Origin of the sequence: Streptomyces composti, assembly GCF_012034205.1 — a bacterium.
Taxonomy (GTDB): domain Bacteria; phylum Actinomycetota; class Actinomycetes; order Streptomycetales; family Streptomycetaceae; genus Streptomyces; species Streptomyces composti.
Genome location: NZ_JAATEM010000014.1, coordinates 1 through 21,866 on the forward strand (window position 1 = coordinate 1; position 21,866 = coordinate 21,866).

Consider the following 21,866-nt stretch of genomic DNA (forward strand, 5'->3'; position numbering starts at 1 on the left):
CCCCCGCCCCCGCACAAGCCGGGGGGGGGCAAGCGGGGCGGTTTTCTGCACCAGCGCCCCATTTTGAACCAGCGAAGCGCCCCGCCCCCCCCCCCCCCCCCCCCCCCCCCCGCCCCCCCCCCCGCCACTCACACGCCCCACCGCCCCTACCCGTCCCATCCCCGAGGGCTCCGCCCCTCGGCCCCCCACCGGGGCCTGCGCCCCTCGGCCCCCCACCGGGGCCTGCGCCCCTCGGCCCCCCACCGGGGCCTGCGCCCCTCGGCCCCCCACCGGGGACTCCGCCCCCCGGTGGGGCCCGCGCCTCTGGGCTGCCGCCCGGACTCCACTCGGGGCTGCGCCCCAAGCCCGGCCACGGGCCCCGGCCCCTGTACCCGCCTCGGGGCTCTGCCCCGGACCTTCGGCGTGCGGGCTGCTGAGCCGTGGTGCGGCGGTGGTCGTGAGGCTTCGTCCTGAGGGCTCCCCCGGGGGCCGCTCGGGCGTCTCTGTCCCGGTCCGTACTCGGGGGCTGTGCTCCTGGGCCCGTGCTCCTGGGCCCCGGCCCCGGGGCTTCCGCCGTCTTCGGGCATTTGCCGCGGGGCCCTCTCGGGCGGCCCCTGGCCCGGGGCACTCGGGGGCTGTGCCCCCGGACCACGGTTCGGGCCTGTCGGGTCTCGTCCTCGAACGCCGACGGGCTGACAGAAAGCTGCACGTGAAAACGCCGGACGGCGTGGGATTGCCGTCCGGCGTTTTGCCGAGCGAGTCGGGCGGGGGTGGGCACGGCCCGGGGGCGGAACCCCCGGGCGGGCATCTCCACCGGTGTGCACCCGACAATTGGTGGCCTACAGGCCGTACTTGTCGCGGGCCTCCTTGAGGGACGTTGCCTTGATCTCGCCGCGGCGGGCGAGTTGGGCGAGGGCGGCGACGACGATGGACTCCGCGTCGACGCCGAAGTGGCGGCGGGCCGCCTCGCGCGTGTCGGAGAGGCCGAAGCCGTCCGCGCCCAGCGAGGACCAGTCCTGCTCGACCCACTGTGCGATCTGGTCCGGGACCTGACGCATGTAGTCGGAGACCGCCAGGACGGGGCCCTCCGCCCCGGCCAGCGCGCGCCGGACGAACGGGACCCGCTCCTCGCCCCGCAGCAGCGCCTCGTCCGACTCCATGGCGTCCCGGCGCAGCTCGCTCCAGGAGGTGGCCGACCAGACGTCGGCCGCCACGCCCCACTCCTCCGCCAGCAGCCGCTGCGCGTCCAGCGCCCAGTGGATCGCCGTACCGGAGCCGAGCAGCTGGATGCGCGGCGCGTTGGCCGGGACGCTCAGGCCCGCGGACTCCGCGGTGTTGAAGCGGTACAGGCCCTTGACGATGCCCTCGTCGATGCCGGGCACGGCCGGCTTGGCCGGCTGCGGCAGCGGCTCGTTGTAGACGGTCAGGTAGTAGAAGACGTCGGGGTCCTCGCCCGGCGCGGTCTCGCCGTACATGCGGCGCAGGCCGTCCTTGACGATCGCCGCCACCTCGTAGGCGAAGGCCGGGTCGTAGGTCAGGGCGGCCGGGTTGGTGGCGGCGATGACGGGGGAGTGGCCGTCGGCGTGCTGCAGACCCTCACCCGTGAGGGTGGTGCGGCCCGCCGTGGCGCCGACGAGGAAGCCGCGGCCGAGCTGGTCGCCGAGCTGCCACATCTGGTCGGCGGTCCGCTGCCAGCCGAACATCGAGTAGAAGATGTAGAACGGGATCATCGGCTCGCCGTGCGTCGCGTACGACGTGGCGGCGGCGATGAAGTCGGCCATCGAACCGGCCTCGGTGATCCCCTCGTTGAGGATCTGGCCGTTCTTGGCCTCCTTGTAGTACATCAGCTGGTCGCGGTCGACCGGCTCGTACGTCTGGCCCTTGGGCGAGTAGATGCCGAGGGACGGGAAGAGCGACTCCATGCCGAAGGTGCGCGCCTCGTCGGGGACGATCGGCACCCAGCGCTTGCCGGTCTCCTTGTCGCGGACCAGGTCCTTGACCAGGCGGACGAAGGCCATGGTGGTGGCGACCTTCTGCGAGCCGGAGCCCTTGTCGAAGGCGGCGAACGCCTTCTCGGCGGGCGCCGGCAGCGGCGCGACCGGGTGGACGCGGCGGGCCGGGGCCGGACCGCCGAGGGCTGCGCGGCGCTCCTGGAGGTAGCGGACCTCGGGGGAGTCGGCTCCGGGGTGGCCGTAGGGGACCACGCCGTCGGCGAAGTCGCTGTCCTTGATGGGCAGGCCGAGCCGGTCGCGCATCGCCTTGAACTCGTCCACCGTCAGCTTCTTCATCTGGTGGTTGGCGTTCTTGGAGGCGAAGCCCTCACCGAGGGTGTGGCCCTTGACCGTCTGGGCCAGGATCACGGTCGGCGCGCCCTTGTGGGCGAGCGCGGCCTTGTACGCGGCGTACACCTTGCGCGGCTCGTGGCCGCCGCGCGAGACGTGGAAGCACTCGAGGATCTTGTCGTCGCTGAGCAGCTTCGCCATCTCGACGAGCGCCGGGTCCTTGCCGAAGAAGTCCTCGCGGATGTAGTCGGCGCCGCGCGTCTGGTACGTCTGGATCTGCGCGTCCGGCACCTCGCGCAGCCGGCGTACCAGCGCGCCGGTGGTGTCGAGCTGGAACAGCTCGTCCCAGGCGGTGCCCCACAGCGTCTTGATGACGTTCCAGCCGGCGCCGCGGAACTGGGCCTCCAGCTCCTGCACGATCTTGAAGTTGGCGCGCACCGGGCCGTCGAGGCGCTGCAGGTTGCAGTTGATGACGAAGGTGAGGTTGTCCAGCTCCTCGCGGGCGGCGAGCGCGAGGGCGGCCGTCGACTCGGGCTCGTCCATCTCGCCGTCGCCGAGGAAGGCCCACACGTGGGAGCCGGAGGTGTCCTTGATGCCGCGGTTGGTCAGGTAGCGGTTGAAGCGCGCCTGGTAGATCGCGGAGAGCGGGCCGAGGCCCATGGAGACGGTGGGGAACTCCCACAGCCAGGGCAGGCGCCGCGGGTGCGGGTAGGAGGGCAGGCCGTTGCCGCCGGCCTCGCGGCGGAAGTTGTCCAGCTGCTCCTCGCTGATCCGCCCGTCGAGGAAGGCGCGGGCGTAGATGCCGGGGGAGGCGTGGCCCTGGATGTAGAGCTGGTCGCCGGAGCCGTCGGACTCCTTGCCGCGGAAGAAGTGGTTGAAGCCGGTCTCGTAGAGCCAGGCGGCGGAGGCGAAGGTGGCGATGTGGCCGCCGACGCCGTACTTGCTGCCGCGGGTCACCATGGCCGCCGCGTTCCAGCGGTTCCAGGCGGTGATCCGGGCCTCCATCTCCTCGTCGCCGTCCACGGCGGGCTCGGCGGCGGTGGGGATGGTGTTGACGTAGTCGGTCTCGAGCAGCTTGGGCAGCGCGACGCCGGCGCCCTCGGCACGCTCCAGCGTGCGCCGCATCAGGTATGCGGCACGGTGCGGGCCGGCCGCCTTGGCGACCGCGTCCAGCGAGGCCTGCCATTCGGCGGTCTCCTCCGGGTCCCGGTCCGGGAGCTGGTCGAGCGCGCTCGGCTGGATGGCGTTGGGGTCGGTCATGTCGCCGCCTTCCTCAGTCGAAGGGGGTTCCCTCATCGGTAAGGGTTCGGGGGTGCCCTTGGTCTTTGGCAGGACAGGGCGGATGGGCTTGGGTGCAAGCCTGGCGTGACTGTAACTCCCTGATCGATGATCGATCAAAGGATTCCAAGGTAAAACCTCTTGATCACGAGAAAGTCGGCACGCGGTGCCTTCGTTTCTGGCACCCGGTGACGCTTCAGACCCTGGTTTTCGCAGGTCATGATGCCGTTTGAGCAACGGTCCGCTCACTCGGCGGGCCGGTCGCCGGCGGACGCCGGGCCGGTCCGCCGTCCGCGGCGGCGGTGGTGCGGCCACGCCAGGAACACCGCGCAGGACACCAGCGACCAGCCGGCCAGCACCAGGAAGGGGAAGGCGTGCTGATGGCCGGGGAAGTACACCGCCGTGTGCTGCGCGTTGACCGAGGCGCCCGGGGGAAGCCAGCGGCCGACCGTGCCCAGCGGGGAGGGCAGCAGGGGCCAGGACACCGCGCCGCCCGAGGACGGGTTGCCCACCAGGACCATCAGCCCCCAGGTCGGCAGGATCGCCCAGCGGCCGATCAGGGCGTCGAACATGCTGAAGACCATGCCGCTGGTGAACAGGGTCAGCGCCAGGATCAGCCAGGACTCGGTGAACGGCAGGTCCAGCGCCCCGAGCAGCCAGTCCACGCCGGCGGCGACGGCGAAGGCGCCCAGCAGCGCGTAGGCGGCCGTGAACGCGATCCGCTGAAGGGGCTTCAGTCCCTTGGCGTGCACGCTCAGCTGGATCGAGCCGAGGAACCCGATGATCACGGCCGCGAGCGAGATGTAGAAGATCGTCAGACCGCGCGGATCGCCGTGCTGCAGGGGCTTGATGTCCCGGACCGCGACCGCCGTGCCCGTCCGCGCGCCCGCTTCCCTCGCCGCGTCCGTCAGGACCTCGGCCACCGTGGCGCCGGAGGCCGCCGAGACGTCGAAGGTGACGGTGCGGCCCCGGTCGCGCGCCTGGAGGACGCCGAAGACCCGCTGCTCCTCGACGGCCCGCCGGGCCGCGGCCGGGGTGGCGTAGCGGCGCACCTCCACCGAGGCGTCCAGGGTCTGCTCCATCGCCTGCAGAAAGGCTCGGGCGCGCTCGCGCTCGTACGGGCCGACCACCGCCGTGGGGATGGCGCGGGGCGTCGGATTCGCCATGGTGTACGTGTACGACCAGGCGAACAGCCCCGCCGCCGCGCTGAGGATCAGCACCAGCACCGTCGCCGGCACCAGGGGGGAGCCCTTGAGGCGCGACATGACCGGCATGGCTGGCATGGCTGGCATGCCGGTCAGATTAGGGCATACGGGCTGGTCGAGTGCGGGAGCGCCGCCCGGTGCCCGGCCAGGCAGGGGTGCGGGGGCCCGCCCGGAACCGGCGGCCGGTCAGGGTCAGGCGCGGGGCGCGCAGCCCAGGACGTGGGACTTCACGAGCTCTGCGATGCGCGGGTCGCGGCGCTTGAAGGCGGCGACCAGTTCCTCGTGCTCCTCCGCGTAGGACTGCTGCACCGTGCCCAGCCAGCGGATGGACAGCGCGGTGAACACCTCGATGCCCAGGCCCTCCCAGGTGTGCAGCAGCACGGAGTTGTCGGCGGCACGGACCAGCTCGCGGTGGAAGCCGACGGTGTGGCGCACCTGGGCCGTGCCGTCGGCGGCGCGGTCGGCCTCGTAGAGGGCGGCCACGTGCGGCTCGAGGGCCGAGCAGTCCTCCGCCAGGCGGTCCGCCGCCAGTTCCGCGGCGATCGCCTCCAGACCGGCCCGGACCGGATAGCTCTCCTCCAGGTCGGCGGCGGTCAGATTGCGCACGCGCACGCCCTTGTTGGGGGCGGACTCGATCAGGCGCAGGGACTCCAGCTCGCGCAGCGCCTCCCGCACCGGGGTCTGGCTGACCTCCAGCTCGGTGGCGATCCGCCGCTCCACGATGCGCTCCCCCGGCTGCCAGCGCCCGCTGATGATCCCTTCCAGGATGTGCTCGCGGATCTGCTCGCGCAGCGAGTGGATGACGGGCGCGGTCATGGGGGCTCCTTCAGGGAGGGCTTTGACGTTTAGACAATACGGCGGCGGCGCCCCCCGTGAAGGTCGCGCGAGGGTGCTTTCGCGCAGGTGAGACGAGTCGCACAGTGTCCCGCACCCCTTGCGGGCGCCTCCGGCGCGGGCGGCCGCACCCCCTGCGGGCGCCCCCCGACACGCCGGTGCCCCCGCCCGGAGACTCCAGGCAGGGGCACCGATGCGGGCGGGCGGAGTGCGGCTTACAGGCCCAGCTCCACCTCGAACTCGCCGGCCTCCAGGATGGCCTTGACCGCCGTCAGGTAGCGGGCCGCGTCGGCACCGTCGACCAGGCGGTGGTCGTAGGAGAGCGTCAGGTACGTCATGTCACGGACAGCGATGACCGGGCCGTCCTCGGTCTCGATGACCGCGGGACGCTTCACCGTGGCACCGATGCCGAGGATGGCGACCTGGCCCGGCGGCACGATGATCGTGTCGAACAGGGCGCCGCGCGAACCGGTGTTGCTGATGGTGAAGGTCGCGCCGGACAGCTCGTCCGGGGTGATCTTGTTGCTGCGCACCTTGCCCGCCAGCTCCGCCGTGGCCTTGGCGATGCCGGCCAGGTTGAGATCACCGGCGTTCTTGATGACCGGGGTCATCAGGCCCTTCTCGGAGTCCACCGCGATACCGATGTTCTCGGTGTCGAAGTAGGTGATGGTCCCCTCGGCCTCGTTGATCTTGGCGTTGATGGCCGGGTGGGCCTTCAGCGCCTGGGCCGCGGCCTTGACGAAGAACGGCATCGGGGAGAGCTTGACGCCCTCACGCGCCTGGAACGCGTCCTTGGCCCGAGCGCGCAGCTTCATCAGGCGGGTGACGTCGACCTCGACCACCGAGGACAGCTGGGCCTGCTCGTGCAGCGCCTTGACCATGTTGTCGCCGATGACCTTGCGGATCCGCGGCATCTTCACGGTCTGGCCGCGCAGCGGGGACGCCTCGAGGACCGGGGTCTTCTTCTGGCCGGCCGGGGCCGCGGCGGCCGGAGCCGGGGCAGCGGCGGCGGCCTTGGCGGCCTCGGCGGCGGCCAGGACGTCCTGCTTGCGGATGCGGCCGCCGACGCCCGTGCCCTTGACGGTGGACAGGTCGACGCCGTTCTCGGCGGCGAGCTTGCGCACCAGCGGGGTGACGTAGGCGCCCTCGTCGGTCGGCTTGGCGGCGGCGGGCGCCGCCGGAGCCGGGGCGGCCGGCTGCGGGGCCGGGGCGGGAGCCGCGGGCTGCGGCGCCGGTGCCTGCGGCGCCGGAGCGGCCGGAGCAGCGGGGGCCGGGGCGGCCTGCTGCGGGGCGGCCGGCTGCGGAGCGGGCTCGGGCTGCGCCGGGGCAGGGGCGGGCTCGGCCGGAGCCGGCGCGGCGGCCGGAGCGGCCCCCGCCTCGCCGATGACGGCGAGCTTGGCGCCGACCTCGGCGGTCTCGTCCTCGCCCACCACGATCTCCAGCAGGGTGCCGGAGGCGGGGGCCGGGATCTCGGTGTCGACCTTGTCCGTCGACACCTCCAGCAGCGGCTCGTCGGCCTCGACGGTGTCGCCCACCGACTTCAGCCAGCGGGTGACGGTGCCCTCGGTGACGGACTCGCCCAGCGCGGGCAGGACCACGTCCGTGCCCTGGGCGGAACCGCCGCCGGCGGCGGCCTGGGCGCTGGGCGCCGGGGCGGGAGCGGCCTGCTCGGTGGACGGGGCGGCGGCCGCGGGCTCGGGAGCCGGCTCGGCGGCCTGCTGGGCGGCCGGGGCCGGCTCGGCCGCGGGGGCGCCGGAACCGTCGTCGATCACCGCGAGCTCGGCGCCGACCTCGACCGTCTCGTCCTCGGCGACCTTGATGGAGGACAGCACGCCGGAGGCGGGGGCCGGGATCTCGGTGTCGACCTTGTCCGTCGACACCTCCAGCAGCGGCTCGTCGGCCTCGACGCGCTCGCCCTCGGCCTTCAGCCAACGGGTGACAGTGCCCTCGGTGACGCTCTCTCCGAGCGCCGGAAGGGTTACGGAAACCGCCATGGTTTCGGTTGCTCCTTTGGAAGTGCGGAAGTCTGTGTCGTCGCGCCCGAACGCGGCGAAGCGTCAGTCGTGGGAGTGCAGCGGCTTGCCCGCCAGCGCCAGGTGGGCCTCGCCGAGCGCCTCGTTCTGCGTCGGGTGGGCGTGGATGAGCTGGGCCACCTCGGCCGGCAGCGCCTCCCAGTTGTAGATCAGCTGGGCCTCGCCGACCTGCTCGCCCATACGGTCGCCGACCATGTGGACGCCGACCACCGCACCGTCCTTGACCTGCACGAGCTTGATCTCGCCCGCGGTCTTGAGGATCTTGCTCTTGCCGTTGCCCGCGAGGTTGTACTTCAGGGCCACGACCTTGTCCGCGCCGTAGATCTCCTTGGCCTTGGCCTCGGTGAGGCCGACGGAGGCGACCTCCGGGTGGCAGTAGGTCACCCGCGGCACACCGTCGTAGTCGATCGGCACGACCTTCAGACCGGCCAGCCGCTCGGCGACCAGGATGCCCTCCGCGAAGCCGACGTGCGCCAGCTGCAGGGTCGGGACCAGGTCACCGACGGCGGAGATGGTGGGTACGTTGGTGCGCATGTACTCGTCGACGAGGACATAGCCGCGGTCCATGGCGACCCCGGCCTCCTCGTAGCCCAGGCCCTGCGAGACCGGTCCGCGGCCCACGGCCACCAGCAGCACCTCGGCCTCGAACTCCTTGCCGTCGGCGAGGGTGACCTTGACACCGTCCTGGGTGTACTCGGCCTTCTGGAAGAAGGTGCCCAGGTTGAACTTGATGCCGCGCTTGCGGAAGGCACGCTCCAGCAGCTTGGAGGAGTTCTCGTCCTCGACCGGGACGAGGTGCTTCATGCCCTCGATGATGGTGACGTCCGTGCCGAAGGACTTCCACGCGGAGGCGAACTCCACGCCGATGACGCCGCCGCCCAGCACGATCGCGGACTTGGGCACGCGGTCCAGGACGAGGGCGTGGTCCGAGGAGATGATCCGGTCGCCGTCGATCTCCAGGCCCGGCAGCGACTTCGGCACGGAGCCGGTCGCCAGCAGGATGTGGCGGCCCTGGACGCGCTGCCCGTTGACATCCACAGAAGTGGGCGAGGACAGCCGGCCCTCGCCCTCGATGTAGGTCACCTTGCGGGAGGCGATCAGCCCCTGCAGACCCTTGTACAGGCCGGAGACGACCTCGTCCTTGTACTTGTGGACGGCGGGTACGTCGATGCCCTCGAAGCTGGCCTTCACGCCGAACTGCTCGCTCTCGCGGGCCTGGTCGGCGATCTCGCCCGCGTGCAGCAGGGCCTTGGTGGGGATGCATCCTCGGTGCAGGCAGGTGCCGCCGACCTTGTCCTTCTCGATCAGGGCGACGTCCAGGCCCAGCTGCGCCCCGCGCAGGGCCGCGGCGTATCCACCGCTGCCACCGCCGAGGATCACTAGGTCGAAAACGGTGCTGGCGTCGTTCGCCACGTCACGTCCTCCATGCATGTGCGCCACGCCGGTCTCCAGTGACCGGTCGGCGGCTGGTGTCCGGCCGCTCTTTGCTTTCGGCCCTTCGGTGGGGCCCTGTCCTGCCGAGCCCCATCTTCGCACTTGTCGCGTCGCTACGAGACGCCGGGCAGGTGTGTGAGACACCCCACGTCGTCGAGCGGTGCGAGCGGACACCCCCCTCGGGCCCGGCCGACACCGGGACCTCGCCCTACCCGCACGCGAGATCCCGGCGTCGGCCGCGGGTGTCAGCCCAGCTCGCCGGCGGCCGTCAGCTCGGCGAGCCGGACCAGCGTCCGCACACCGGATCCGGTCCCGCCCTTCGGCGTGTACCCGAACGGGCCGCCCTCATTGAACGCGGGACCGGCGATGTCCAGGTGCGCCCAGGTGATGCCCTCGCCCACGAACTCCTTCAGGAACAGGCCGGCGACCAGGCCGCCGCCCATCCGCTCGCCCATGTTGGCGATGTCGGCGGTGGCCGAGTCCATGCCCTTGCGCAGGTGCTCGGGCAGCGGCATCGGCCAGGCCGGCTCGCCGACCTCCTCCGCGGCCTCGTGCACCGCGGCGCGGAAGGCGTCGTCGTTGGCCATGATCCCGAAGGTGCGGTTGCCCAGCGCCAGCACCATGGCGCCGGTCAGCGTCGCCACGTCCACGATGGCGTCCGGCTTCTCCTGGGAGGCCGCCCACAGCGCGTCGGCGAGCACGAGACGGCCCTCCGCGTCGGTGTTGAGCACCTCCACGGTCTTGCCGGAGTACATGCGCAGCACATCACCCGGACGGGTCGCCGAACCGGAGGGCATGTTCTCGGCCAGCGCCAGCCAGCCGGTGACGTTCACCTCCAGACCCAGCCGCGCGGCGGCGACGACCGCGGCGAAGACCGCCGCCGCACCGCTCATGTCGCACTTCATCGTCTCGTTGTGGCCGGCCGGCTTCAGCGAGATGCCGCCCGAGTCGTAGGTGATGCCCTTGCCGACGAACGCCAGGTGCTTCTTCGCCTTGGACGAGGTGTACGACAGCTTCACCAGCCGCGGCCCGGACGCCGAGCCGCCGCCGACGCCGAGGATGCCGCCGTAGCCGCCCTTGGCCAGCGCCTTCTCGTCGAGCACCTGCACCTTGATGCCGTGCTCCTTGGCCACCGCCTGGGCGACGGCCGCGAACGCCTCCGGATTCAGGTCGTTCGGCGGGGTGTTGACGAGGTCACGGGCGCGGTTGAGCTCCTCGGCGACGGCGGTGGCCCGCTCCAGCGCCGCCCGGTACGCCTTGTCGCGGGGCTTGGTGCCGAGCAGCGCGGCCTCGGCGAGCGGCGCCTTGCCGTTCTTGCCGTTCGCGGCGTTCTTGCCGTTCTTCGGGCCGGTGCCGGAGGTGTCCTTGTACGCGTCGAAGGAGTAGGCGCCGAGCAGCACGCCCTCGGCGACGGCGCCCGCGTCGGCGGCGTCCGCCAGCGGCAGCGCGAACGCGGCCTTCTTGGAACCGGCGAGGGCCCGCGCCGCGACACCGGCCGCCCTGCGCAGCGCCTCGGCGTCGTAGCCGGAGCCCTTCTCGGGCTGGGACCCCAGGCCCACCGCCACCACGACCGGCGCCTTGAAGCCGGCCGGTGCGGGGAGCTTCGTCACCTCGCCCTCGGCACCGGACGCGCCGAGAGTCTCCAGGACGCCGGCCAGCCTGCCGTCGTACCCCTTGTCCACGGCCTCGGCGCCGGGCGCGACGACCGGGCCGGAGGACCCGGTGCCCTTGGCGACACCGATCACGATGGCGTCGGCCCTGAGGCCGGCCGCCGCGGCGGTGCTGAGAGTGAGAGCAGTCACGGTGGTGAAATCTCGCTTCCGATGTGAAGTTGCAGTGGCCGAAATTCGGTGGGTCGACCGGGCCCGGCGGTCCGCCCCCGGCCGGATGACCCGGGGCGCGTTCTCGGTGGGGCCTTCCCCGGTGCGGCGAACACTCGGGACGAGACTACGCGCGTATGTGTGTTCGCTCATTCATGTGGGGGTGCACTCAGCCTTGAGCGGAAGCGGGAACCGGGGGCGCGACGACGAGAACCGGACACGCCGAGGCGGAGTCCGGGGAGGGACGGCAGTCGTTGGGGAGGGCGCCGGGGCCGCCCGGTGGAAGGCCCGCGGGGGCCGGCGCCGGGGGCGGCTCAGCCCAGGGCCGTCACCACGAGCGCCGTGGTCGCCGCCGTCTCCGCGAGCCCGCCGAAGACGTCGCCGGTGATGCCGCCGAAGCGCCGTACGCAGTGCCGCAGCAGCAGTTCGGCCGCACCGAGGGACAGCACCACGGCGAGCAGTGCCCGCACGGTGCCGTCCGCTCCGAGCAGGGCCCCGGCCGCCGCCGACGCACCGGCCACCAGCAGCGCGACGGCCACCGCGGCCCCGGCGGGCACCACCCCGGCGACCGCCGCACCCAGTCCCTCCGGCCGTGCGGCCGGCACCCCGGCGCGGGCGGCGAGGGTGAGCGCGAGGCGGGCCGCGGCCGCCGCGACCACCGCGGCGAGCGCACCGCGCAGCCAGGAGCCGTCGTAGGCCGTGGTCAGCGCGGCCACCTGGGCCAGCAGCACCAGGACGAGGGAGATGACGCCGAAGGGCCCGATGTCCGACTGCTTCATGATCCGCAGTGCGTCCTCGGCGGGTCTGCCGCTGCCCAGCCCGTCGGCGGTGTCCGCCAGGCCGTCCAGATGCAGACCACGGGTCAGCGCGGCAGGCACGGCGACGGAGGCGACGGCGGCGAGCAGCGGCCCGGAGCCGAGCAGCAGCAGGGCGAGCCCGGCGGCGGCGGACAGCACGCCGACGACCAGGCCGGCCACCGGGGCGCAGAGCATGCCGCCGCGCGCGGTCGCACGGTCCCAGCGGGTCACCCTCACGGGGAGCACGGTGAGGGTGCCGAAGGCGAAGCGCAGTCCGTCGGCGGCGCGTCTCGAGGAGGGGTCGGGCACCGGCGCAGATTACCCGGTGGTCAGCAGGGCGGCCGCGGCACCCATGGATAAAGTGCGCATATGGGACAGTGGTGGGAGCGGAACATCATCGAGCCGGGCAAGCTGCCGCTGCTTCTCGCGCTCACCGCGTTCGTCCTCACCTTCGTGATCACCCGGGTGATCACCCGGATGATCCGGGCGGGCAAAGGCCCCTTCCGCAACGTCAAGGCCGGCGAGCTGCACATCCACCACGTGGTGCCCGGGGTCATCCTCACCGTCATCGGCGGATTCGGTGCGGTGGCCGGCGGGCAGCACGGCTTCGGGTCCGCGCTCGCCGCCGTGGTGTTCGGCGTCGGCGCGGGGCTGGTCCTCGACGAGTTCGCGCTGATCCTGCACCTCGACGACGTCTACTGGAGCGAGGCCGGGCGCAAGAGCGTCGAGGTGGTCGTGCTCACCGCCGCCCTGGTCGGACTGCTGCTGCTCGGTTTCTCGCCGTTCGGGGTCGACGGCCTCGACGACGACGAGATGCAGAACCGGGCGAGCGTCACCGTCAACGTGGTGATCAACTTCCTGTTCTCGCTGATCGCGCTGAGCAAGGGCAAGCTGCGGATGGCGGTCTTCGGGGTGATCGTCCCCGCCGTCGCCCTGATCGGCGCGCTGCGTCTGGCCCGGCCCGGCTCACCGTGGGCCAGACGCTTCTACCGCCGCCGCCCGCGGGCCCGCGCCAAGTCGCTGCTGCGCGCCTACCACCACGACCGCCGCTGGTCCGGCCCCCGCCGAACGCTCCAGGACTGGATCGGCGGCAAGCCGGACCCGACCCCGCCGCCGTCCCTCCTGCCGTAGCCGGCAAGGACCTTCATGCCTCGTCCCGCCGGGGTCGGACGCCGCGTCAGGCCTTCTCCGGTTCCTCCTCCGGGGCCCGTTCCGCGGCCTTCGGCTCCTCCTTGCTCGCCTCCGCCTCCTCCGGTCCCTTCGCTTCGTCCGCGGCCGCCGGGAGTTCCGCCGCGAGGGCGGCCGCCGCCCGGACCAGGGGGAGGGCGAGCAGCGCGCCGGTGGCCTCGCCGACCCTGACGCCGTGGGACATCAGGGGCTCGAGGGCCATCCGGTCCAGTGCCTTCGCCTGGCCCGGCTCGCCGCTGTCGTGGGCGGCCAGCCACCAGTCGGGGGCCCGGAAGGCGATCCGCTGGCCCACCAGGGCGCACGCCGCCGTCACCACGCCGTCCAGCACCACCGGCAGCTTGCGCACCGCGGCCTGCAGCAGAAAGCCCGTCATGGCGGTGAGGTCCGCCCCGCCCACCGTGGCCAGCAGCTGCAGCTGGTCGCCGAGCACCGGGCGGGCCCGCCGCAGCGCGTCCCGGATCGCGGCGCACTTGCGCATCCAGGCCAGGTCGTCGATCGCCTGCCCGCCCCGTCCGGTGACCACCGACGCGTCGGTGCCGCACAGCGCCGCCACCAGCACGCCCGCCGCGGTCGTCCCGCCGACGCTGATGTCGCCGAGGACCACCAGATCCGTACCGGAGTCGGCCTCCTCGTCGGCCACCGCGACGCCCGCCCGGAACGCCGCCTCGGCCTCCTGAAGCGTCAGGGCGTCCTCGATGTCGATGCGTCCGCTGCCGCGCCGCACCCGGTGCCTGACCACGTCCTCGGGCAGCGAGGCCGGGTCGCAGTCCAGGGCCATGTCGACCACCCGCACCGGCACGCCCATCCGCCGGGCCAGCACCGACACCGGCCGGCCGCCCTCCAGCACCTCGCGCACCAGCCGGTCCGCGGTGCCCGCGGGCCGCGCCGAGACGCCCAGCCCGGCGATCCCGTGGTCCCCGGCGAAGAGCACCACCCGCGGCCGTTCGACCGGCCGCACCGGCACCGCCGACTGCGCCGCCGCCAGCCACTCACCCAGCTCGTCGAGGCGGCCCAGCGACCCGGGCGGCACGATCCGGCTCTCCCGGTGCGCCTCCGCGTCACGGCGCACCGCGCTGTCCGGACGCTCGATCAGATCGGTGAAGTCGTCGAGATTAAGCGAGCTCATTCGCCGAACAGTACCGGCCCCGCTCGAACGGCAGGGTCCCCGCCGGTCCCACGCCCCCGCACACCACAGTCACCACGCCACCGCCGCGCCGTTCCACGGCCCTCCTGCATCCGCTACGTAACGTTTTGCCCGGGATTGCCGTACCCCCGTCCCGCACGTCCTCTCGCCGGGAGCCGCCCATGACCGCACCGAGCACCCCCGCCGCAGCCTCCCGCCCCAAGGCCCCCGCACCCCGCTCCGCCCACCCGCACGCCTCCGTCAAGGTGCACGAGCCGCGCCGGGACGACTGCCCCTGGTGCGGCTCCGCCCGGCTGCGCAACCGGCTGCGCACCGGCGATCTGCGGCGGCACCGTCCCGGCCTGTTCACCGTCGACGAGTGCCGGGACTGCGGCCACACCTTCCAGAACCCGCGCCTGACCCCCGAGGGCCTCGCCTTCTACCGGCGGGCCGTGCCCGGCGCCCCCCGCGACCCCGCCACCGAGGGCGTCCTCGCCCTGCGCGCCGCCCGCCGGCGCCGCCGCTCGACCGCCCGCGCGATGCTCCGCTTCGGCGAGCCCGAGAGCTGGCTGGACGTCGGCACCGGGTACGGCCGCTTCCCGGAGACCGCGCGAGAGTTCTTCCCGTACACCGCCTTCGACGGCACCGACCCGACCGCGCGCATCGAACGGGCCCGCCTCCTCGAGCGGGTGGAGGAGGCCCACCGCGGGGCGCTGACCGACCCTCATGTCCGCGACCGGGTGGCCGGCCGCTACGACGTGGTCAGCCTGCTGCACCACCTGGAGCACACCCCCGACCCCCGCGCCGAGCTGGGCGCCGCCCTGGACGCGCTGCGCCCCGGCGGGTACCTGCTGATCGAGACGCTCGATCCGCGCTGTGTGTTCGCCGCCCTGCTGGGCCGCTGGTGGCTGCCCTACGACCAGCCCCGCCGGCTGCACCTGCTGCCGCTGACCAACCTGCGCGCCGAACTCGGGGAACGCGGCTGCGAGATCGTCACCGCGGGCCACCGCGCCGCGCACGTCCCGCACGACCTGGCCGGTGCCGCCGCCCTCGCCCTCTCGCACGCCCTGCCCGCCCCGGACACCCCCTGGCGGGCCATCCCGCCCGCCCCCGCGCGGCAGCATCTGCGCACCGTGCTGCTGTACGCGGGGATCCCGCTGGTGGCCGCCGCCGGAGCGGTCGACCTCGCCCTGGCGCCCGCCCTGCGCCGCACCCCGTTCGCCAACGCCTACCGCGTCATCGCCCGCAAACCACCCGCCGAAAGGCGCGGCTGACGGCCTTTCCGCACGGCGGCACGACGACGGCGGCGGCAGGACGGCGGCGGCACGCCGACGCGGCGGTCAGCCGCGCAGCACGACCGCCTGGCCCGCCACCACCAGCAGCACCTGCTCGCACTCCTGGGCGAACGCCGCGTTCAGCCGCCCCAGTTCGTCCCGGTAGCGGCGGCCGGACGCGGTGGAGGGCACGATCCCCGACCCCACCTCGTTGGACACCGCGACCACCGTCCGCGCGGTCTGGCGCACCGCGCTCGTCAGCTCCCGCACCCGTTCGCGCAGCATCCGCTCCCCGCCGCCCGCCCACTCCGCGTCGTCCCACGCGCCGGCCGCGTCCATCGCGTCGGTCAGCCACAGCGACAGGCAGTCGATCAGCAGCGGCGGCCCGTCGTCCTTCAGCAGCGGCACCAGATCGCAGGTCTCCACGGTCCGCCACGACCCCGGCCGCCGCTCCTGATGCGCCGCCACCCGCGCCGCCCACTCGGTGTCCCCGTTGCGCGAGCCGCCGGTCGCCACGTACAGCACCTCGGGGAAGGACTCCAGGCGCCGCTCGGCCTCCACCGACTTGCCGGACCGCGCCCCGCCGAGCACCAGCGTCCGCCGCGGCACGTCGGGCACCTCCTCGTAGGCGCCCACCCGCAGCGACGTCCCGTCCGGCACGGCGCGCGCCCCGGCCGCGGCGAGCCGGCGCCGCAGCTCCGCGCCGGGCGGCACGTCGTGGTCGACGTGCACGGCGACCACGTCCGTGGTCGGCCCGGCCGCGCCCGCCTCGCGCAGCCTCGCCAGCGCGTCCGGCCGCCCCACCACGTCGAGCAGCACCATGTCGTACGGCTCGGCCGCATCCTCGAGACCGGCCGGCGCCCCGCCCGGCGGCAGATACAGCAGCCGCTCCCCGTCAGGCCCGGTGACCGAGTAGCCGGTGCCGGGCGCGTCCAGCGCCATGGCCAGCACCCGGTGCCCGGTCAGCAGCGTCAGCTCCTGGCCGTCCGGCACCCGGCCCGGCTGCGGCAGCCCGGCCGGCACCTCGACCGCCGGACCGTTGTGCGGATGCGACAGCAGCACCTGCTGCACCCCGCTCAGCGACCGCCCGGCCCGCGCCGCGGCGAACGCCGCACCCGGCGTCAGATCCAGCAGCAGCGCCCCGTCCACCAGAGCGGCGGTCGCCGCCCGCGCGTCGGGCCCCAGCGCACAGGCGCACACGGCGCAGGGGCAGTCGGGGCGGGGCAGTCCCGCGGGGGCACCGGTACCGAGCAGAGTGAGTTCCACGCCCCGATTTTCGCGTGTCCCCACAGCTCGTGCGCGTCCGACTAGGCTCTGGGCAGCGGCCGGACCGGGTTCCGGCCGTCTCGGCGCAGTGTGCTCACACCCTGGGAGGCGTACATGGCGGCATGGACGTGGCGGTTCGAGAAGTCCGACGGGACACAGGTCGAGCCGGCCGTGCCGGTGGAGGAGTTCTCCACCCAGGGGGACGCCGAGTCCTGGATCGGGGAGAACTGGAAGGCCCTGCTGGAGGGCGGCGCCGACCAGGTGCGGCTGCTGGAGGACGGCACCGAGGTCTACGGCCCGATGAGCCTGCACGCCGACGAGTCGTGAGCCGGGCCGGGGCCTGAGACCGCCGGGCGGGGGCCGCCCGGCCCTCGCCCCGCGCACGCCGGGCGGCGCGGGCTCAGCCGCGCACCCCGCACAGATGGAGCAGCGCCGCCACTCCGCGGTACGGGTCGGTGCGCCCCGCGCGCTCCTCGACCGCGAGCAGCGTCTCCAGATCCTCGGGCGCCTTCGCGCCGTCGGCCGCCGTGTCCGTGAAGACCCGCACCCCGTACCAGGCGTGCAGCGGCGCCCCGATCCCCGCCAGGGTCGCCGTCAGGTCCTTCAGCCGGTCGGCGCGCGCGTCAAGACCGAGCCGGTTGGTGTAGGCGGTGGTGCCGAAGGCCGCCAGCGCGCCCGCCCAGTCACCGGCGAGACCCGGCCGCATCGCCAGCGCGTCGCCGTTGCGCACCAGCAGCGACAGCAGCCCGCCCGGGGCGAGCATCCGGGCCAGCCCCGCCACCAGCGGGTCCGGCTCCTCCACGTACATCAGCACCCCGTGGCAGAGCACCACGTCGAAGCTGCCCGGCAGGAAGTGCACACCGGTGTCCCTGCCGTCGCCCTCGATGATCCGCATGCGCGCCCGGATGCCCTCCGGCTCCCGGGCGAGCGCCTCGCGCGCGGCGGCGATCATCGTCGCGTCCCGCTCGAGCCCGGTCACCGTGTGCCCGGCACGGGCCAGCCGCAGCGCCTGCGTGCCCTGGCCCATGCCGACGTCCAGCACCCGCAGCCGCCTCCCGACCGCGAAGCGGGCGGCCATCTGCTCGTCCAGCTGGCGGGAGACGAGTTCCTGCCGTACGACGTCCCGCAGGCCGCCGAGCTCGCTCAGCCGGGCCCCGGTCGCGTCGTCGGCGAACGGCGTCGCGCTCAGGGCCGCTCCCCGCGCTTGACCTGGGGCTTCGGCAGCCGCAGCCGGCGCATCTGCAGCGAACGCATCAGCGCGTAGGCCACCGCGCCGCGGCGGTTGTCGTCGGGGAAGCGCTCCGCGAGCACCTTCTTCAGCCGGAAGCCGGTGACGATCGAGTCCAGCACGATGGTCACGATCACCACCAGCCACAGCAGCAGCGCGATGCTCTGCAGCGCCGGGATGCGGATCATGCTCAGCACGAGGATGATCACGGCCATCGGCAGGAAGAACTCGGCGATGTTGAACCGCGAGTCGACGAAGTCGCGGGCGAACCGGCGCACCGGGCCCTTGTCGCGGGCCGGCAGGTACCGCTCGTCGCCGCTGGCGAGCGCCTGGCGCTGCCGCTCGAGCGCGGCCCGCCGCTCCTCGCGCTGGCGCCTCGCGGCCTCCTTGCGCGTCATCGGCGTATTGGCCACGCTGCGGCGCTGGGACTGCGCCACGCTCCGCTTGGGCGTGGGGCGGCCCTTGGGGGCCTCGGGGTGACGGGTCTGCTTGGAGGTGGTCACCGTCGCCTTGTCGGCGGCAGGTGCCTTCTCTTCCTTGGCACGGCTACGGAACACAAAACCCAAGGGTACGGGGTGCCGGGGTTGGACCCCACCCCCGTGGGGAACGATCCGGCAACACCACTCGTCTGTAAGGGGACAGAGGGTACACAGAGGGGGCACGGGGGAGACTCCGTGTCCGTCTCCGGGTCTGCCGGCCGGCCGGATTCGGGGATCACCTACTCCTTGCGCCGGATCGGAGAGGATGCTCAGTCGTCCTTGGGGATGAGCCCATCCGTCCCCGGACAGTGCGGTAATGGAGTCAGGGCCCGTACTGTGGGTTCTGTCGCAGGTGCTGGAGCTGAAGTCGGTCAGAAGGGGGCGCGCGAAGCCCATGAGCGGTGTCATGAAGCGTATGGGGATGATCTTCCGCGCGAAGGCGAACAAGGCCCTTGACCGGGCCGAGGACCCGCGCGAGACCCTCGATTACTCGTACCAGAAGCAGCTGGAGCTGCTCCAGAAGGTGCGCCGCGGCGTCGCCGACGTGGCGACCAGCCGCAAGCGCTTGGAGCTCCAGCTCAACCAGCTCCAGTCGCAGTCCGCCAAGCTGGAGGACCAGGGCCGCAAGGCGCTCGCGCTGGGCCGCGAGGACCTCGCCCGCGAGGCGCTCTCCCGCCGCGCCGCCCTGCAGCAGCAGGTGACGGACCTGGAGACCCAGCACGCCACGCTCCAGGGCGAGGAGGAGAAGCTCACCCTGGCGGCCCAGCGGCTCCAGGCCAAGGTGGACGCCTTCCGCACCAAGAAGGAGACCATCAAGGCCACCTACACCGCCGCCCAGGCACAGACCCGGATCGGCGAGGCCTTCTCCGGCATCTCCGAGGAGATGGGCGACGTGGGCCTGGCCATCCAGCGCGCCGAGGACAAGACCGCCCAGCTCCAGGCGCGCGCCGGTGCGATCGACGAGCTGCTCGCCTCCGGCGCGCTCGACGACCAGTCCGGCATGCACAAGGACGACATCCAGGCCGAGCTCGACCGCCTCTCCGGTGGTACGGATGTGGAGCTGGAGCTGCAGCGCATGAAGGCCGAGCTGGCCGGCGGCAGCACGGGTGGCCAGCAGGCCATCGAGGGCGGCAACGGCCAGCAGCAGGCGCAGCAGCAGCCGCAGGACACCCCGCGCTTCGACAAGCAGTGACAGCCCACGCCGAGGAGGCGTCGTGATCGTACGGATCATGGGGGAGGGGCAGGTGGCTCTGTCCGAGAGCCACCTCGCCGAACTGAACAAACTCGACGAGGAGCTCCTCGCCGAGATGAACAACGGCGACGGCCCCGGCTTCCGCGCCACGCTCCAGGCCCTGCTGTCGAAGGTCCGCGAACTGGGCGAGCCGCTGCCGGACGACTTCCTGGAACCGTCCGACCTGATCCTCCCGTCCCCGGACGCCACCATCGCGGAGGTCCAGGAACTGCTGAGCGACGACGGTCTGATCCCGGGCCCCTGAGCCATGCGGCCCGGTGAGCCGCGGCCCGCCCTCCGCTCCGGGGCGGGCCCGGTCGGCGGACGGCGGCAGCCCGGAGGCGCGCGGCCGGGCTACGGTACATGCCCGTGACCACGTTCCAGCGGGCCAGACGCTACGCCAAGACCCACCCCCTGGCCCTGGACGCCGCGCTCGCGGCCGGCGTGCTGCTGTGCATGCTCGGCGGCTCCGTCATCGAGCCGCACGACCCGCAGGGCACCGACTGGGGCCTGCGCACCCCCCACCCGCTCAGCCTGGTCCTGATGGCCTTCGGCGCCGCGGCCCTGGTGCTGCGCCGCCGCGCCCCGCGTACCGTCCTCGCGGTGACCTCGGCCCTCTCCCTCACCGAGTCGGTCACCGGCGACCCGCGCGCCCCCGTCGCCATGAGCGCGGTGATCGCCCTCTACACGGTCGCCGCCACCACCGACCGGCCCACCACCTGGCGCGTCGGTCTGCTCACCATGACCGTGCTGACCGGCACCGCCATGGCCGCGGGACCGCTGCCCTGGTACGCGCAGGAGAACCTCGCCCTGTTCGCCTGGACCGGCATCGGCGCCACCGCCGGCGACGCGGTGCGCAGCCGCCGCGCCTTCGTCCAGGCCATCCGCGAACGCGCCGAGCGGGCCGAACGCACCCGCGAGGAGGAGGCCCGCCGCCGGGTCGCCGAGGAGCGCCTGCGCATCGCCCGCGACCTGCACGACGTGGTCGCCCATCACATCGCATTGGTCAATGTGCAGGCCGGGGTCGCCGCGCACGTCATGGACCGGCGGCCCGACCAGGCCAAGGAGGCCCTGTCCCACGTGCGCGAGGCCAGCCGCACCGCGCTCGACGAGCTGCGCGCCACCGTCGGTCTGCTGCGCCAGTCCGGCGACCCCGAGGCACCCACCGAGCCCGCCCCCGGCCTGGACCGGCTCGACGAACTCGTCGGCACCTTCCGCAGCGCCGGCCTCACGGTCGAGGTGGCCCGCGCCGACCAGGACACCGATCTGCCCGCCGCCGTCGACCTCGCCGCCTACCGGATCATCCAGGAGGCCCTCACCAACGTGCAGAAGCACGCGGGCTCCGACGCCCGGGCCGAGGTCAGCATCGTCCGGGTCGGACCCCATGTCGAGGTCACCGTGCTCGACGACGGCGCCGGCGGCCGGGACCAGGAGAGCGCACCCGGCGGCGGCCACGGACTGCTCGGCATGCGGGAACGCGTCACCGCCCTGCGCGGCACCCTGACCACCGGCCCCCGCTACGGCGGCGGCTTCCGCGTCCATGCGATCCTGCCCGTCCAGACCCGCACGTCCGCCGCGTCCGCCGCGTCCACCGCGTCCGGGGACGCCGCGGGCGGCCCGTGAGCCGCACCCAGGGGGAGCCCGCATGACCGTCCGTGTCCTGCTCGCCGACGACCAGGCCCTGCTGCGCAGCGCCTTCAAGGTGCTCGTCGACTCCGAGCCGGACATGGAGGTGGTCGGCGAGGCAGCCGACGGTGCCGAGGCGGTGCGCCTGGCCCGCGAGCGGCGCGCCGACGTCGTCCTGATGGACATCCGCATGCCGGGCACCGACGGCCTGGCCGCCACCCGCACCATCTGCGCCGACCCGGAGCTCGCCGGGGTGCGCGTGGTCATCCTGACCACCTTCGAGGTCGACGACTACGTGGTGCAGGCGCTGCGCGCGGGCGCCTCCGGCTTCCTCGGCAAGGGCTCCGAGCCCGACGAGCTGCTGAACGCCATCCGCATCGCCGCCGCGGGCGAGGCGCTGCTGTCCCCGGCCGCCACCAAAGGCCTGATCGCCCGCTTCCTCGCCCAGGAGGGAGGCGACGGCGACGGCACCGACCCGGCCCGCGCCGACCGCCTCGCCGCGCTCACCGGACGCGAGCGCGAGGTGCTGGTGCAGGTCGCGGGCGGGCACTCCAACGGCGAGATCGCCGAACGCCTCGAGGTCAGCCCGCTCACCGTGAAGACGCACGTCAACCGGGCCATGACCAAGCTGGGCGCCCGCGACCGCGCCCAGCTGGTGGTGATCGCCTACGAGTCGGGCCTGGTCCGTCCGAGGGTGGACTGACCCGGGGCGGGCGTACTGCGGGCGGAGTAGGGGCCGCCGGAGGAATCGCCCCTCAAGGCTACGGATCGGCCCTCTCACGTGCCCCA

Annotated in this window: 18 protein-coding genes; 7 read left to right on the forward strand and 11 right to left on the reverse strand. The window is 73.5% G+C overall.

The annotated features are described in order from the left end of the window. Positions 1-818: 818 nt before the first annotated feature. From aceE to HCJ93_RS13060, 7 genes are all read right to left on the reverse strand, one after another. Entirely contained in the window at positions 819-3,521 is a 2,703-nt protein-coding gene (gene aceE, locus HCJ93_RS13030) for a pyruvate dehydrogenase (acetyl-transferring), homodimeric type (RefSeq protein WP_167994488.1), read from the reverse strand. A gap of 263 nt (positions 3,522-3,784) precedes the next feature. Beyond that, positions 3,785-4,831 (reverse strand): ABC transporter permease, encoded by a 1,047-nt coding sequence (locus HCJ93_RS13035; protein ID WP_240967584.1) that lies wholly within the window; start codon positions 4,829-4,831, stop codon positions 3,785-3,787. Positions 4,832-4,936: 105 nt separating this feature from the next. Next, positions 4,937-5,560, reverse strand: coding sequence for a GntR family transcriptional regulator (locus HCJ93_RS13040; RefSeq protein ID WP_167994490.1), 624 nt, complete (start codon positions 5,558-5,560; stop codon positions 4,937-4,939). Between the two features lie 233 nt (positions 5,561-5,793). Beyond that, positions 5,794-7,572: a 2-oxoglutarate dehydrogenase, E2 component, dihydrolipoamide succinyltransferase gene (gene sucB / locus HCJ93_RS13045; protein WP_167994492.1), complete on the reverse strand. Its 1,779-nt coding sequence runs from the start codon at positions 7,570-7,572 to the stop codon at positions 5,794-5,796. A 63-nt stretch (positions 7,573-7,635) separates the two neighbouring features. Then, positions 7,636-9,024 (reverse strand): dihydrolipoyl dehydrogenase, encoded by a 1,389-nt coding sequence (gene lpdA, locus HCJ93_RS13050; protein WP_167994494.1) that lies wholly within the window; start codon positions 9,022-9,024, stop codon positions 7,636-7,638. Positions 9,025-9,290: 266 nt separating this feature from the next. After that, positions 9,291-10,847, reverse strand: coding sequence for a leucyl aminopeptidase (locus HCJ93_RS13055; protein ID WP_167994496.1), 1,557 nt, complete (start codon positions 10,845-10,847; stop codon positions 9,291-9,293). Positions 10,848-11,179: 332 nt separating this feature from the next. Next, positions 11,180-11,971, reverse strand: a complete 792-nt coding sequence (locus tag HCJ93_RS13060) for an adenosylcobinamide-GDP ribazoletransferase (RefSeq protein ID WP_167994498.1) — start codon at positions 11,969-11,971, stop codon at positions 11,180-11,182. A 60-nt stretch (positions 11,972-12,031) separates the two neighbouring features. On the opposite strand from HCJ93_RS13060, the gene HCJ93_RS13065 reads away from it, so the two are divergent. Further along, positions 12,032-12,793: a hypothetical protein gene (locus HCJ93_RS13065; RefSeq protein ID WP_167994500.1), complete on the forward strand. Its 762-nt coding sequence runs from the start codon at positions 12,032-12,034 to the stop codon at positions 12,791-12,793. 46 nt (positions 12,794-12,839) lie between these two features. On the opposite strand, the gene cobT is transcribed toward HCJ93_RS13065, so the two are convergent. Then, on the reverse strand, positions 12,840-13,976 hold the full coding sequence (cobT, locus tag HCJ93_RS13070) for a nicotinate-nucleotide--dimethylbenzimidazole phosphoribosyltransferase (RefSeq protein ID WP_167994502.1): 1,137 nt from the start codon (positions 13,974-13,976) through the stop codon (positions 12,840-12,842). 179 nt (positions 13,977-14,155) lie between these two features. On the opposite strand from cobT, the gene HCJ93_RS13075 reads away from it, so the two are divergent. Beyond that, entirely contained in the window at positions 14,156-15,247 is a 1,092-nt protein-coding gene (locus HCJ93_RS13075) for a class I SAM-dependent methyltransferase (protein ID WP_167994504.1), read from the forward strand. Positions 15,248-15,313: 66 nt separating this feature from the next. Here HCJ93_RS13075 and HCJ93_RS13080 read toward each other — a convergent pair whose 3' ends face one another. Next, positions 15,314-16,513, reverse strand: a complete 1,200-nt coding sequence (locus HCJ93_RS13080) for a bifunctional adenosylcobinamide kinase/adenosylcobinamide-phosphate guanylyltransferase (protein WP_167994506.1) — start codon at positions 16,511-16,513, stop codon at positions 15,314-15,316. 114 nt (positions 16,514-16,627) lie between these two features. Between HCJ93_RS13080 and HCJ93_RS13085 the strand changes: the two genes are divergently transcribed. Beyond that, positions 16,628-16,840, forward strand: coding sequence for a hypothetical protein (locus HCJ93_RS13085; protein WP_167994508.1), 213 nt, complete (start codon positions 16,628-16,630; stop codon positions 16,838-16,840). Positions 16,841-16,913: 73 nt separating this feature from the next. Here HCJ93_RS13085 and HCJ93_RS13090 read toward each other — a convergent pair whose 3' ends face one another. Then, complete coding sequence (locus HCJ93_RS13090) at positions 16,914-17,591, reverse strand: class I SAM-dependent methyltransferase (RefSeq protein WP_240967585.1); 678 nt, start codon at positions 17,589-17,591, stop codon at positions 16,914-16,916. Between the two features lie 107 nt (positions 17,592-17,698). Beyond that, positions 17,699-18,298, reverse strand: a complete 600-nt coding sequence (locus HCJ93_RS13095) for a DUF3043 domain-containing protein (RefSeq protein WP_309141394.1) — start codon at positions 18,296-18,298, stop codon at positions 17,699-17,701. A gap of 328 nt (positions 18,299-18,626) precedes the next feature. Between HCJ93_RS13095 and HCJ93_RS13100 the strand changes: the two genes are divergently transcribed. The 4 genes from HCJ93_RS13100 to HCJ93_RS13115 all read left to right on the forward strand — a co-directional run bounded on the left by HCJ93_RS13100 (position 18,627) and on the right by HCJ93_RS13115 (position 21,780). Next, the gene (locus tag HCJ93_RS13100; protein WP_277350712.1) at positions 18,627-19,412 is read left to right on the forward strand and encodes a PspA/IM30 family protein; all 786 of its coding nucleotides are present in this window, start codon (positions 18,627-18,629) and stop codon (positions 19,410-19,412) included. A 22-nt stretch (positions 19,413-19,434) separates the two neighbouring features. Next, a complete protein-coding gene (gene pspAA, locus HCJ93_RS13105; RefSeq protein WP_167994510.1) occupies positions 19,435-19,716 on the forward strand; it encodes a PspA-associated protein PspAA in 282 nt (93 codons plus the stop codon). Positions 19,717-19,820: 104 nt separating this feature from the next. Continuing rightward, positions 19,821-21,074, forward strand: a complete 1,254-nt coding sequence (locus HCJ93_RS13110; protein WP_167994512.1) for a sensor histidine kinase — start codon at positions 19,821-19,823, stop codon at positions 21,072-21,074. A gap of 22 nt (positions 21,075-21,096) precedes the next feature. Further along, positions 21,097-21,780, forward strand: coding sequence for a response regulator (locus tag HCJ93_RS13115; RefSeq protein ID WP_167994514.1), 684 nt, complete (start codon positions 21,097-21,099; stop codon positions 21,778-21,780). Positions 21,781-21,866: the final 86 nt, after the last annotated feature.

What these genes read in the sequence shown, in the direction of transcription:
- HCJ93_RS13035 (WP_240967584.1), bottom strand. Translation starts at nt 4,831, where the DNA reads ATGCCAGCCATGCCAGCCATGCCGGTCATGTCGCGCCTCAAGGGCTCC.
- cobT (WP_167994502.1), bottom strand. Translation starts at nt 13,976, where the DNA reads ATGAGCTCGCTTAATCTCGACGACTTCACCGATCTGATCGAGCGTCCG.
- sucB (WP_167994492.1), bottom strand. Translation starts at nt 7,572, where the DNA reads ATGGCGGTTTCCGTAACCCTTCCGGCGCTCGGAGAGAGCGTCACCGAG.
- aceE (WP_167994488.1), bottom strand. Translation starts at nt 3,521, where the DNA reads ATGACCGACCCCAACGCCATCCAGCCGAGCGCGCTCGACCAGCTCCCG.
- HCJ93_RS13065 (WP_167994500.1), top strand. Translation starts at nt 12,032, where the DNA reads ATGGGACAGTGGTGGGAGCGGAACATCATCGAGCCGGGCAAGCTGCCG.
- HCJ93_RS13040 (WP_167994490.1), bottom strand. Translation starts at nt 5,560, where the DNA reads ATGACCGCGCCCGTCATCCACTCGCTGCGCGAGCAGATCCGCGAGCAC.
- HCJ93_RS13085 (WP_167994508.1), top strand. Translation starts at nt 16,628, where the DNA reads ATGGCGGCATGGACGTGGCGGTTCGAGAAGTCCGACGGGACACAGGTC.
- HCJ93_RS13115 (WP_167994514.1), top strand. Translation starts at nt 21,097, where the DNA reads ATGACCGTCCGTGTCCTGCTCGCCGACGACCAGGCCCTGCTGCGCAGC.
- HCJ93_RS13100 (WP_277350712.1), top strand. Translation starts at nt 18,627, where the DNA reads ATGAAGCGTATGGGGATGATCTTCCGCGCGAAGGCGAACAAGGCCCTT.
- HCJ93_RS13075 (WP_167994504.1), top strand. Translation starts at nt 14,156, where the DNA reads ATGACCGCACCGAGCACCCCCGCCGCAGCCTCCCGCCCCAAGGCCCCC.
- HCJ93_RS13090 (WP_240967585.1), bottom strand. Translation starts at nt 17,591, where the DNA reads ATGGCCGCCCGCTTCGCGGTCGGGAGGCGGCTGCGGGTGCTGGACGTC.